Source organism: Methylotenera mobilis JLW8 (assembly GCF_000023705.1).
In the GTDB taxonomy this organism is placed as follows: domain Bacteria; phylum Pseudomonadota; class Gammaproteobacteria; order Burkholderiales; family Methylophilaceae; genus Methylotenera; species Methylotenera mobilis.
Window position 1 is genome coordinate 124,582 of sequence record NC_012968.1, and the last position, 12,230, is coordinate 136,811.

Below are 12,230 nucleotides of genomic sequence, written 5' to 3' on the forward strand. Positions count from 1 at the left end.
TAATAATGATCCATGGTTCCAGTTCATTACAAATACCTGCTTTATCTGATAATGATACGCAAGCATGGATAGACTCGTTAGCTAAGCATTACTCGCTTGCCGATGTAGAGTTGGTTCGTCAGGCTTGCCAGTTGGCAACCTTGGCTTATGATGCTCATGCCGAGCTGACAGGTGAGCCGCTGTTGCAACATGCAACCAGCACCGCTGCTATTTTAGTCAGTTTGAATTTGGATGCTGAATCCATTATTGCCACCATATTGTATGCGGTACCTGCGCATATCGATAACTGGCAAGAAACCCTCAAGCTGCGTTTTGGCAATAATGTTGCGCGTTTGGTCGAAGGCTTGTTGCGCATCACACAAGTGCAGGAGTTCAGCGAGCTGGAGCGCTTGCAGCAGCAAGAGCAGGAGGATGCCGACAACAGCAAGCAGGTGGAGAGCCTGCGCAAGATGCTGTTGGCGATGGTACAGGATATCCGTGTGGTGCTGATTAAACTAGCAGAGCGCACGCAAATACTGCGCAGCTTGGCTGGCGCCAGCCGCGAGCAGCAAGTACTGATTGCACGCGAGATACAGGGCATTTTTTCACCGCTCGCTAATCGGCTTGGCGTGTGGCAGTTGAAGTGGGAGATGGAAGATCTCTCACTGCGCTATCTAGAGCCGCAGCTCTACAAAGAAGTTGCCAAGTTGCTGGATTCACGCCGAGTAGACCGCGAACAGTACATCGCGGACGTTGAAGAATTACTGAAGCAGAAACTGGCACAGGCCGGGATTCAGGCTGAGGTTTCCGGCCGACCTAAGCATATCTACAGCATTATCAATAAAATGCGGCGCAAAAATCTGGATTTTGAGCAACTGTTTGATGTGCGTGCAGTGCGGATTTTGGTTGAGGATGTGAAGGATTGCTATAGCGCACTCAGTTTAGTGCAAACGTTATGGCAGCCTATTCCGGGTGAGTTTGACGATTATATTGCACGCCCTAAAAGCAATAACTACCGCTCCTTGCACACAGCAGTCAGTGGCCCTGAAGGCTTAGCGCTGGAGGTGCAGATACGCACGCATGAAATGCATCAATACTCCGAGTTGGGTGTGGCTGCGCACTGGCGCTACAAAGAAGGGGGCAAGTCTGACAACATTCTGGACGAGAAAATAGCCTGGCTGCGTCAGATTCTGGCATGGAAAGAAGGTGCCACCGATAGTAGCGACTTGCTGGAGCAGTTTAAAACCGAGCTGTTCCAAGAAAATGTGTATGTATTTACGCCGCAAGGTAAGGTGATCGATTTACCTAAAGACGCGACGCCGATTGATTTCGCCTATGCGTTGCATACGGATTTAGGGCATAGAACCCGTGGTGCTAAAGTGGACGGCAATATCGTACCGCTCAATTACAAGTTGCAAAACGCACAACGCATTGAAATTCTCACCACCAAGCATGGTGCGCCCAGCCGTGACTGGTTAAGCCCGACTTTAGGTTACTTAAAAAGCGCCAGTGCGCGTGCCAAGGTGCGGCATTGGTTTCGGCATCAGCACGCAGAAGAAAACGTGACGCAAGGCCGTGCTAAATTAGATAAAGAGTTACATCGCGCAGGGGTGAATGCGATTAATCAGGAAAAAATCGCACAGAAGCTGCATTTTAATAAGCTGGAAGATTGCTTAAGTGCTATAGGCCGTGGTGATGTGAGTGAGTATCAAATTGCGGGCGCTATCCATGAGATTGCACACTTGAAGCCGCTGGAGAAAGCCAATCAGGTGGTTGCGCGGAAGACGACGGCACAGCCCGTGGCAACCGAGGTCACGGTAGAAGGCGTTGGCAATCTACAGACCTATATGGCGCAGTGTTGCAAGCCTGTCTTTCCCGACGCTATTGTGGGCTATGTGACATGTGACCGCGGCGTGACCATCCACAGCCACGTCTGCACGTTTATTCGGCGCTTGCCGGATGAGCGACACGACCGCTTGCTGCACGCGCAGTGGCGCAGCGTTAAAGACAAAAAGCACAGCGGCTAAGCACGCGCTGTCGCTAACGGTTAATTGTCAGCACTGTACGCTAGTACTATATGGTTAATACCGTTGCGCCCGTTGTTTTGCGGGCTTCAAGGTCGCGGTGGGCGATAGCGGCGTCTTTTAGCGCGTAGGTTTGGTTGACGTGTATGTTCACCTTACCGCTGGCTACTGCGGCAAATAAATCAGACGCATTTTCCTCAAGCAGTGCACGGCTGGCGATAAAGGTGGCAAGGGCGGGCCTAGTTACCATGAGCGAGCCTTTTTGCGCCAGCACAGATAAGTCTAATGGCGGCACCGGGCCGGACGAGGCGCCAAATAGCACCATGAGCCCTCGAGGCTGCAGGCAGTCCAGCGATTGCATAAAGGTATCTTTGCCTACAGAGTCGTAAATCACCGGCAGCTTTTGGCCATTGGTAATCTCCAATACACGCGATGCAAAGTTTTCGCAGGTGTAAATAATGGGGTGATGACAGCCGTTGGCTCTTGCCAATGCCGCTTTTTCTTCGGTAGATACAGTGCCAATCACGGTTGCGCCCAGCGCTGCTGCCCATTGGCATACAATCAGCCCGACGCCGCCAGCTGCTGCATGTACCAGTATGGTGTCGCCAGCACGCACTTTATAGATATCTCGAATCAGGTAGCGTGCGGTCATGCCTTGCAACATCATGGCTGCCGCACGGATGTCGTCTATGCTCTCTGGCAGTTTAATTAAGCGCTCTGCCGCAATCAGTCTGGATTCAGCATAAGCGCCTATTACCGAGGCATAGGCTACGCGATCGCCCGGCTTTAAATGCGTCACGTCGTTGCCCACTGCTTCCACCACACCTGCGGCTTCCATCCCTGGGATGAACGGCAAGGGTAGCGGGTAGAGTCCGGTACGGTGATACACATCAATGAAGTTTAGCCCCACCGCGGTTTGTCGTAATCTGACTTGGCCGGCAGCGGGTGCACCTACGCTAATTGGCTCCCACTGCAATACCTCAGGGCCGCCTACTTGGTGAACTTTAATTGCATGTGACATGGGCTGACTTCTCTAATTACTATGAATATAGTGCTAAAAATAATAGCACTATACTTGGGTTGAAATGAACTGTGAGCGTTAATAATTATCAGAGTTGAATCAGCCAGATATTGACTAACGGCCTAGTTGTTAGTATAGTGCGGGCCTTCGGCGTGTAGCGTAGCCTGGTAGCGCGCCTGCTTTGGGAGCAGGATGTCGGGAGTTCGAATCTCTCCACGCCGACCATCTTTCCCTTTTTTATTTGTAGATGGTTTTACTTCTAGCATTTTTCTCTAGGCTTGCATTCTTTAAGTTTGCATCCTTCAGGTTTACAGCCAAGTAAGCCGCAGCAGCCTGTTTGAATAGACCCCGCATTAGTCCATCATCAACTGCATGATGAAACCATTCGCACAGTGTTTAGTCCAATCCAGTGATTGCGCCGACGTATCGTGTTAGCGCAGTCGATCTGATGTTAAACGTTTGAGGAGAAACATCATGGCAAAAGGACAGCTACACAAAAACAAAGAGGCGAAAAAGCCTAAGCAAAGCAAGAAACCCATCGTGATGCCGGGACCTACCATTGTCATGCCAAGTAAGCCTAGCATGCCCAAAAAATAAGGTTGGATGGTTGTGTAGCTTCGCTCGCATGGTGAGCAAATGCCGCGCATTTAACTATAAAGGAGCTTTGGCTCCTTTTTGTTTTGATATCTTATGAGGCGTAGCCTCAGCTAATGGTTGGCTTAAGACTAATAGCTTTTTAACTTTAATAAGTTATGGCACTATTCGCTTATGAAAGCTCCATTAATTCCAACAGTATTACCTCAATCAGAAGACTTAAGCCCTAATGCTGCCGGCAATGTTGTCTTGCCTGAAGCGCTATCAGAACTATCGCTTGCTTCTGATCAGATGACGGACTCATTATTATCAACAGAAGTAATTCAAAAAGTACTCGATTATTTACCATCGATGATTGGTTATTGGGATAAAAACCTTAAAAATCGTTTTGTGAATAAAGCATATGAGCTGTGGTTTGGCGTTGATGTCAGCCAGATTGTGGGAATGCATATTTCGTCGCTACTCGGTGAGGAGTTGTATCGCTTAAACCTGCCATATATTAATGGTGCGCTAAATGGGGAGTTTCAGGAGTTTGAGCGGGTTATACCAAATAAAGACGGTAGCCATTCTAGGCACTCTTTAGCACATTACATCCCAGATTTTAGGGCGGGAGAGGTGCAAGGTTTCTTTGTCTTAGTCACGGATATCAGCGCAATTAAAGAAGCTGAAAAGGTGCTGCGGCAAAGTGAAGAGCGTTTTCGTTCGGTGGTGCAGGATCAGACTGAAGTGATATCGAGGCTTCGGGCGGATGGTACTTATCTTTTTGTGAATGATGTTTATTGTCGTTTCTTTGGCAAGACCGAGCAGGAGATGATAGGCTCGACCTGGAAACCTGTAGTGTATGCCGAAGATTTACAGCGCGTGGTGGATGAGCTAGCGATGTTGTCTTCCTCCAATCCGGTGGTGATGATCGAAAATCGGGTGCTGTCTGGCACAGGTGATGTTCACTGGATGCAGTTTAGTAACCGTGGTATTTTTGATGAGTATGGCCAGCTTACCGAAATCCAATCAGTTGGTCGTGATATTAGCGATCGTAAGCGAGCAGAAGAAGAGGTGCAGAAGTTAGCGTACAAAGACCCGTTAACTGGATTATCTAATCGACGCTTAATGCTGGATAGATTACGGATTGCCTTAGCAACTTCGGCACGTAGCATGCAGTATGGCGCTTTGCTGTTTCTGGATTTAGACAAATTTAAAGTCATTAATGATACCCAAGGCCATGCTGATGGCGATTTGCTCTTAGTTGAAGTGGCAAAAAGAATTACCGCTTGTGTACGTGAAATAGATACCGTTTCGCGTCAGGGTGGTGATGAGTTTGTGGTGTTGGTGGAGCGCTTAGGTGAGGGGCTGGAAGAAGCATCGCGTACAGTGGCTAAGATTGCTGAAACCATACGTTTGACGCTGGCTGAACCTTACCAAATTAATAATGCACATATTCACAGCTCATCCAGTATTGGTATTTCGCTGTTTTGTGGGCATGACCAAGATGTCGATGAGCTGATTAAGCGTGCCGATATGGCGATGTATCAGGCAAAGGATGGTGGCCGTAACCGCACGCGCTTTTTTGACCCGCAGATGCAGGAGCTGGTAGAGGTGCGCGCTACCTTGGAGTCTGATCTACATAATGCACTGGCGACCGATCAATTCGAGTTGCATTATCAGCTGCAGGTCAATCATGAAAATAAACCAATCGGTGCAGAAGCTTTGATTCGCTGGGTGCACCCGCAGCGAGGTATGATTTCTCCCGCCCATTTTATTCCAGTGGCAGAGGAAAGTGCATTGATTCTCAATATTGGCGATTGGGTGCTGGATGAAGCCTGCCGCCAGATTGCTGTTTGGAGCACCAATGCGAAGATGTGCGATTTGGTGCTAGCAGTGAATATTAGTGCACAGCAATTTAAGCAAGCGCATTTTGTAGATCAGGTGATTGCGGCAATTCATAAACACGGGATTGATCCTTCGCGCCTCAAGTTGGAGCTGACAGAAAGTGTTGCGTTAGACGATATTACTGATGTGATCGCAAAAAAGAATCTGTTGAGGCAAAAGGTAGGGGTGACACTGTCTTTAGATGACTTTGGTACAGGGTTTTCTTCACTCTCTTATTTAAAACGGTTGCCGCTGGACCAAATCAAGATTGACCAAAGCTTTGTGCGGGATATCACCACCGATAAAAGTGATGCAGTGATGGTCAAAACGATTATCGACATGGCGCAGAACTTTAGTCTAAATGTGATTGCTGAAGGGGTGGAGACCGAGGCGCAGCTGGCGTTCCTTAAGCATCATGAATGCAAGGCTTATCAAGGCTATTTGTTTAGTAAGCCCTTGCCTATTGAGCAGTTTGATGCATTAATGCAGGATTATGCGCAGCATGGCAATATCACCAAACTGGTTTAAGCCAGTGCTTGCGATGTGGTCAGAATTTACTTACTATTAGCCTCTGTCAGCATGTCCGCCACAGCGCGTTTAAAGGGTGAAAACCGGTTGCCTACACGCAACGATGCTGCTCTAATCAAGCGTGCTGGTATTGTGTCATTCCCATACAGCTTGGCAATTGCATGAGTCGCCAAGAACAGCGGACGTGTTTTAAGGCGGTGCTTTCTTTGGTAACGCTCAAGCAAGGCACTGGCGGCGATATTGCTGCCACGTGATTTAGCCGTTTTAATTTCATTGGCAAGAGCATTGATGCCAAATAATCCAAAATTAAAACCATGTGCAGTGACTGGGTGCATTCCTACGGCCGCATCGCCAATTAAAGCAAAACGTTTTGACACCAATTGGCTAGCATAAGCCGTTACTAAGGGGTAGGCATGGCGCGAAGATGCTAGTTTCATGCTACCTAATCTATGCTTAAAGCGAACTGTCATTTCCTCGTTAAACTCTGTTTCGCTAAGCGACATCATTCGTTGAATGTCTACAGCGGGTAACGTGATTACCACAGAAGATTGTGAGCCGTTCATTGGTAAGAGTGCTAAGGTTTGACCGTAATCAAACCACTCCCAAGCTACGTGATGATGTGGGATGTTATGTTCCATTACACATACCATCATGGTTTTGCCAAAGTCATGCATAGTGGCGGGGATACCCATCGCCCGTCTGGTTTCAGAGAAGCGGCTGTCTGCCGCTACTAATAGCTGTGCTTGCACTTTATTGCCATTCGCAAGGCTGATATAGGCGCCGTCATGATCCGTGCTGATGGCGGTTATGTCCGACGCAGTAAGTAAAGTAACATCCTGAGATTCTTTTACGGCTTCGTAGGCAGCCTTACGGATAAGATGATTCGCGACTAAATATCCTAGGGATGCTGTTTTATTGGCGTCGTGCTCAATATGCATGGCATAAAGCGATGGACCGTTGAGTACCTGTGCGTCGCGCAATAGAGAAATGGCATTGGTATCAATTCGTCGCCACAGGCCCAGTGACTGCATGATATGCGCAGAGTGATGTGTCAGTGCAATTTCACGCCCATCAAAAGCCGGCTCTGCCAGCTTGGACTCAGGTTGGCGCTCAAGTACAGCTATGCGTAAACCACTCCCAGCAACAGCTTGTGCAAAACATAAACCTGCCGGCCCCGCCCCGATAATTGCGATATCAAAGTTCATCATAATGCTACCAAGTGCTATTGATGTTGGATAGGGTGCTTATGATTACGGTAAATGCGTAGGTTGACATTGACTCAGGTCAAGGCGTTATGGATTGATAGCAACTCTTACAGGTTGCTGCGTAGCCTAAAGTTTGAGATTTAGCCTTTTTGCTTGATAGCAAGCACCGACTGATTGCGCAGGGTGCGCAGTAGAGAAAGCTGCCTAGTCGAAACTTGCATGCTATTAGCCTGTTCCATATCTGCGTAAAACATGCCGAGCGCTTTGTTATTTACCATAATCGGTAGTAGTAAGAAGCTTTGTGATGATACTGCCTGCCTGTACCACTGTGGAATCTTGGCGGTTACATTTTCAGCTGTAATATCCTCTAGCATTAAGTCTGCTCCCTTGCTGGTTGCAAGGTGGAATACATCTGGAGTGAAATCTAAGCCAAATCGAAATTTTTTCAACACTGTGTCAATCTCTTGACCAAAGCCGAAGCGTGCTGCCATTTGATTATTTTTGGCATCTCTAATAAACAGAACAGTGCGGTTAAACCCCATGCCACGGTGCATTGTTTCCAGAACCATTTGCATAATGTCATTGAGTTGGTGTTCTTCAATCAGCGTGTTGGTAACTTCCTGAATGCCTTCTGTCAAAATGGATTCAGAATCCGGTTTTAGAGGCTCGTTGCCTTTTTCATCAGCTTGTTCAAGATTGATGCCCAATGCGGCTAACTCGGTTTCTTCATTATCTTTGTGCAATGGTTCACTTCTGGCGCCTATCCAACTATTAACACGTGACATTAACTGGCTTTGTGTCACATTGATGCCTACAACTCTGGCACGTGTGGCAAGCTCGTCTAAAGCCTGCTCCATAGACTTACGCAGCTGTTGTTCTGATACACTAAGTGCACTTTCGTAGCGAGTGGTCAGCTGCTTGAGTGCTTTAGATTTATCTGTGATATTGCCATTGCTGGCAATCGTGCATAGTTCATTGGCTAGATTCACTGTTAGCGACAAACTCTCCAGCTCACCATTGGGCTTGATGATTTTATTGCTATCAAGTTTGCGCATACCTGCGATTAAGCGTGGCGGGAAGTTCCAGTTCTTAGCAACTCCTATGCCCAGCTCGTTGTAGGTCATGCCTAGCACTTTAACTGCTGCTTTGTCCTCACTATCACCTTGCTCAATCAGGCGTGCAACTTGCTGGCTTTCTTCAAAAAAGTAAAAGCTGGCGAGCAATTTGCCTAAATTGCGGAACATGGAACAAATAATGGCTTCTTCTGCATTTCTGACATGGCTGCTAGGTGCTAGCTGGGCCGCGACAATACCTGCAAAAAATGATGAAAGTACATCATCTTTTAGCTGGGATGCCTGTGCCTTGTTTTGCAGAAAATCCAGCAAAATCAGCGACATTGCTACATTACGTATAGTTTCAAACCCCAAGATGACCACAGCTTTGGAAATGGTGTTGATATGACCGCCAAATTGCCCGTAGGTAACGGTGTTGACCAACTTTAATAGTTTATTGGTAAGTGCGAAGTCATTTAAAATACTTTGCGCCAACGCGTTATTGCTGGCAGAGTCATCATCTGCCAGTCGGTTGATTTCGCTAATGGTGTGTGACAGCGCCGGGAAGTCACTTTTGCTACGCATCCGCCTCAGTAAAAAGTCCATTGTGCTGTGCGCATCTACGTGTTTGTGCTCGTCTTTTACTGGTGTTAAGTAGTCTTGCAAAGCCTTACGCATGGTTTCGGCATCTGCGAACCTATCTTCTGGCGCCTTGCTCGTGGCTTTCAAGGTAATGCATTCCAAAGCTTCATCAAGGTGAATCTGCATAGATTGGGGTGTGGTGCCAACCTTGCCGAAGGCTGTGGGTTTTTTTGCTTTTTCAATAAATGGCAGCCCTGTCACCAGCTCATGCAGTAATACCCCTAATGAAAATATATCTGCAGCAACGGTAGCATTGTTTCCGGCGCTAAGCTCGGGTGCGGTGTACGGTGTTACTGGCTGCGTAAGCTGGTTTTTTGTTTTAAAACCAGCCATGCCGATGCCGATCAGCATCGGGGTTTGGTCTTCGGCAATCATGATGTGTTCGGCCTGCATGTCTAAGGGTAGAACACCCTGAGCGTGTGCGTAGCTCACTGCTTTAAGTACTTCAGCAATCATTTGTGCCGCTTGTGTGGCCGCCAATGGTTGAGATGATTTTAATTGCTGCGATAGCATCGTGCCATTAACCGATGCGTAGACCAGATAAGGCGTACCCTCATGCTCACCTGCGTCTAGCAGGGTAGCAATATTTTTGTGTTGTAATTTACTGACTATGCGTACCTGCGGTAGCAAGTCGTCTAGCGGCAAGTCGCTATTGGGTAGCAGTTTAATCAGCACTTCGCGCTCCATGTGAGGGTCACGGGCTAAATAGACGGTATTCTGCTTGCTTTCATCAAGCTTACGTAGCAATTCAAAGCGGCCTATTTTGCTGAGCATGGATTTTTCCTGGCAGATTGTGATTTTGCTGCTGATGAACACATGGCTACTGATGTTAATGCCATATCATTCTGTACAAGTTCTTTCGCAAAAGTCACACCTAACCTTTGTTCTGTCATCTTAAAGTGTTTATACGGTTACATCATATCACTAGGCTTGGTAGCAAGCATCAAATCGAGCGGATTTGTGGTCGATGGTAGTGGTGCATTGGTAACTTAGTCTAGAAGGTATTCACTAGAATGGGTGGTTGACTGATTTTATAAATCTACTGATACTCATGCGGCATTGCATTTGAAAAAGGCAAACTCAGCTGAAAAGCGAGGGCGCAAAATCACCGGTCTAAGGGGCGTAAGTTCTAAGATAGCGGGAGTACCAGATGTGCGGACCCCCGTATCTCTACATATAACTCCCATACTATTTCTTGCACTTCTTGGTTATTCAGGAATGAGATTAGTAGTTTTTTGGGAGACAATATGTTATTGCACCAGCCTACCGTTGATGCTTTAATCGACAGCATGACCCCAAGCGCCGATGAAGTTCAGTCGCGCAAGGATTTCCTTGAGTTCAGCGAGCGAGACTCTCAGTTGCTTAAGGAGTTAGGCACGCTACTTGCGCCTCTTGAGGGTGTCTTTGCTGATTTGTTATCCGAGCACTTAGATGCGCACCCTGCAATCGCTGCTAGCCATATCCATCCTGACCAGCTTTCACAACTTAAACAAAAACAACGAGGATATTTCAAACAGATATTTACTGGAGACTATGGTCCCGGTTATATCAAAAGTAGACTCCGCGTTGGTGTCACTTATCAGCAATTAGGCTTAGAGCCGCGCTGGCACCTCAGTGCATATAGCAAATACTTATCTTGGGTACTCCCTGAAGTGATGCGTTTGGTGGATAACGATGCCGAGCGTTTTCTCGCCTATTCAACAGCGATTACTAAAATCGCCATGTTTGACTCTGAGCTTTCTATTTCTGCTTATTTCCATGCCGACCATGAAATGTTGCGTTTACTCGCGCAAGTATTTGAAAGCAATTTAGAAGCAGTGATTATTGCTGACGTGAAGGGTAATATGCTTCACGTCAATAAATCAGTGGCTAAAATTACAGGCTATGTGCCAGACGCGCTGATCGGTAAGCCGATGCAGGGTTTGTTAGCAGAGTTAGAACCAACCCTATATCAGGACCTTTGGACCACTGTGATTGGGGGGGGGCAGTGGCAAGGCGAAATCTGGCTTAGGAATCAACAGGGCGGTGATTATCTGGCATGGATGAATATGAATGCCGTGAAAGATAGTGCTGGAAAAGTGATGCAGGTGATTGCGGAATTCTCTGATATTACGGCATTTAAACAGACACAGGAGGCTTTGGCTCAGCGTACAGAAGAGCTAGCCAACTCTAATCGCGAGCTAGAGCAGTTTGCTTATGTGGCTTCACATGACTTGCAAGAACCTTTACGCATGGTAGCCAGCTATACACAGCTACTGGCAAGGCGTTATAAAGACAAGCTGGATCAGGATGCGAATGAGTTTATCGGCTACGCGGTAGATGGCGCTACGCGCATGCAGGCTCTGATTATTGACTTACTGACCATGTCGCGCATAGGCACGCACGGTAAGCAAATGGAAACATGCGAGACTTCAGTAGGATTAGAGCGTGCAGTATCTAATTTACGCTTGGCGATTGAAGAGTCGGGCGCTGTGGTAACGCGCGACCCTATGCCTAGGCTGGATGCAGATGTATCCCAACTCACGCAGTTATTTCAGAATTTGATCGGCAACGGTATCAAGTTTCGTGGAGATACTTCGCCAATTATTCATGTGGGCGCGGAGAAAAAAGAGGGTGAGTGGCTATTTTCCGTACGCGACAACGGCATCGGTATTGCCCCAGATTTCTTTGAACGTATTTTTATTATCTTTCAGCGCTTGCATGGTAAGCACGAGTACCCAGGTACGGGTATTGGCCTGTCCGTATGCAAGAAAATCGTGGAGCGCCACGGTGGAAAGATCTGGATAGAGTCCGAAGTTGGCAAGGGCGCAGTTTTTTATTTTACCTTACCTATAAATCATAGGGAAAGGAAACATCATGGAGAGTGAAGTGAGTAGGCAGGTTGAGTTTTTATTAGCCGAGGACAAACCCGGTGACGTTAGATTAACGCAGGAAGCATTACGCGAAAGTAAGATCAGCAATAACCTGAATGTGGTGAAAGATGGCGTGGAAGCGCTGGCATTCCTACGTAAAGAGGGGCCGTATGCAGATGCGCCAACACCGGATGTAGTGCTGCTAGACCTTAACCTGCCGAAAAAAGACGGGCGTGAGGTGCTGGCGGAGATCAAGTCTGACCCTCTGCTCAAACGTATTCCTGTGGTGATCGTCACCTCTTCGGAAGCAGAAAAAGATATCTTGCGCACTTATGATTTGCATGCCAATTGCTACGTGAGCAAGCCTGTGGATTTAGACCAGTTTATCAAGGTGATTCAAGCCATCGAAAGCTTCTGGCTCACTATCGTTAAATTACCATCGGACGTTAAAGATTAATCGCGTTATG

General features: G+C 47.4%; 8 protein-coding genes, 1 tRNA gene and 1 riboswitch. Of the genes, 6 read left to right on the plus strand and 3 right to left on the minus strand.

Features of this window, described 5'->3' with window-relative positions; translation table 11 throughout:
* Nucleotides 1-5: 5 nt before the first annotated feature.
* Nucleotides 6-2,006 (plus strand): RelA/SpoT family protein, encoded by a 2,001-nt coding sequence (locus MMOL_RS00585; RefSeq protein ID WP_012777487.1) that lies wholly within the window; start codon nucleotides 6-8, stop codon nucleotides 2,004-2,006.
* A 46-nt stretch (nucleotides 2,007-2,052) separates the two neighbouring features.
* Here MMOL_RS00585 and MMOL_RS00590 read toward each other — a convergent pair whose 3' ends face one another.
* Nucleotides 2,053-3,024 (minus strand): quinone oxidoreductase family protein, encoded by a 972-nt coding sequence (locus MMOL_RS00590; RefSeq protein ID WP_012777488.1) that lies wholly within the window; start codon nucleotides 3,022-3,024, stop codon nucleotides 2,053-2,055.
* Nucleotides 3,025-3,172: 148 nt separating this feature from the next.
* Here MMOL_RS00590 and MMOL_RS00595 point away from each other — a divergent pair.
* The 3 genes from MMOL_RS00595 (at nucleotide 3,173) to MMOL_RS00600 (ending at nucleotide 6,012) form a co-directional block, all read left to right on the plus strand.
* Nucleotides 3,173-3,249: transfer RNA gene (locus MMOL_RS00595), tRNA-Pro, on the plus strand.
* Between the two features lie 249 nt (nucleotides 3,250-3,498).
* A complete protein-coding gene (locus MMOL_RS12275) occupies nucleotides 3,499-3,621 on the plus strand; it encodes a hypothetical protein (protein WP_012777489.1) in 123 nt (40 codons plus the stop codon).
* A gap of 171 nt (nucleotides 3,622-3,792) precedes the next feature.
* Nucleotides 3,793-6,012, plus strand: a complete 2,220-nt coding sequence (locus MMOL_RS00600) for a sensor domain-containing protein (RefSeq protein WP_012777490.1) — start codon at nucleotides 3,793-3,795, stop codon at nucleotides 6,010-6,012.
* A 26-nt stretch (nucleotides 6,013-6,038) separates the two neighbouring features.
* Here MMOL_RS00600 and ubiM read toward each other — a convergent pair whose 3' ends face one another.
* Nucleotides 6,039-7,220, minus strand: a complete 1,182-nt coding sequence (ubiM, locus tag MMOL_RS00605; RefSeq protein WP_012777491.1) for a 5-demethoxyubiquinol-8 5-hydroxylase UbiM — start codon at nucleotides 7,218-7,220, stop codon at nucleotides 6,039-6,041.
* 137 nt (nucleotides 7,221-7,357) lie between these two features.
* On the minus strand, nucleotides 7,358-9,685 hold the full coding sequence (locus MMOL_RS00610) for an HDOD domain-containing protein (protein ID WP_012777492.1): 2,328 nt from the start codon (nucleotides 9,683-9,685) through the stop codon (nucleotides 7,358-7,360).
* Between the two features lie 289 nt (nucleotides 9,686-9,974).
* Nucleotides 9,975-10,062: riboswitch (cyclic di-GMP riboswitch) on the plus strand.
* Between the two features lie 96 nt (nucleotides 10,063-10,158).
* Between MMOL_RS00610 and MMOL_RS00615 the strand changes: the two genes are divergently transcribed.
* Both MMOL_RS00615 and MMOL_RS00620 read left to right on the plus strand, forming a co-directional pair.
* A complete protein-coding gene (locus tag MMOL_RS00615; protein ID WP_012777493.1) occupies nucleotides 10,159-11,778 on the plus strand; it encodes a sensor histidine kinase in 1,620 nt (539 codons plus the stop codon).
* Nucleotides 11,768-12,220, plus strand: coding sequence for a response regulator (locus tag MMOL_RS00620; RefSeq protein WP_012777494.1), 453 nt, complete (start codon nucleotides 11,768-11,770; stop codon nucleotides 12,218-12,220). Before MMOL_RS00615 ends, MMOL_RS00620 begins: the two co-directional genes overlap by 11 nt.
* The last annotated feature ends 10 nt before the right edge of the window (nucleotides 12,221-12,230 follow it).

What these genes read in the sequence shown, in the direction of transcription:
- MMOL_RS00585 (WP_012777487.1), top strand. Translation starts at nt 6, where the DNA reads ATGATCCATGGTTCCAGTTCATTACAAATACCTGCTTTATCTGATAAT.
- MMOL_RS00590 (WP_012777488.1), bottom strand. Translation starts at nt 3,024, where the DNA reads ATGTCACATGCAATTAAAGTTCACCAAGTAGGCGGCCCTGAGGTATTG.
- MMOL_RS12275 (WP_012777489.1), top strand. Translation starts at nt 3,499, where the DNA reads ATGGCAAAAGGACAGCTACACAAAAACAAAGAGGCGAAAAAGCCTAAG.
- MMOL_RS00600 (WP_012777490.1), top strand. Translation starts at nt 3,793, where the DNA reads ATGAAAGCTCCATTAATTCCAACAGTATTACCTCAATCAGAAGACTTA.
- ubiM (WP_012777491.1), bottom strand. Translation starts at nt 7,220, where the DNA reads ATGATGAACTTTGATATCGCAATTATCGGGGCGGGGCCGGCAGGTTTA.
- MMOL_RS00610 (WP_012777492.1), bottom strand. Translation starts at nt 9,685, where the DNA reads ATGCTCAGCAAAATAGGCCGCTTTGAATTGCTACGTAAGCTTGATGAA.
- MMOL_RS00615 (WP_012777493.1), top strand. Translation starts at nt 10,159, where the DNA reads ATGTTATTGCACCAGCCTACCGTTGATGCTTTAATCGACAGCATGACC.
- MMOL_RS00620 (WP_012777494.1), top strand. Translation starts at nt 11,768, where the DNA reads ATGGAGAGTGAAGTGAGTAGGCAGGTTGAGTTTTTATTAGCCGAGGAC.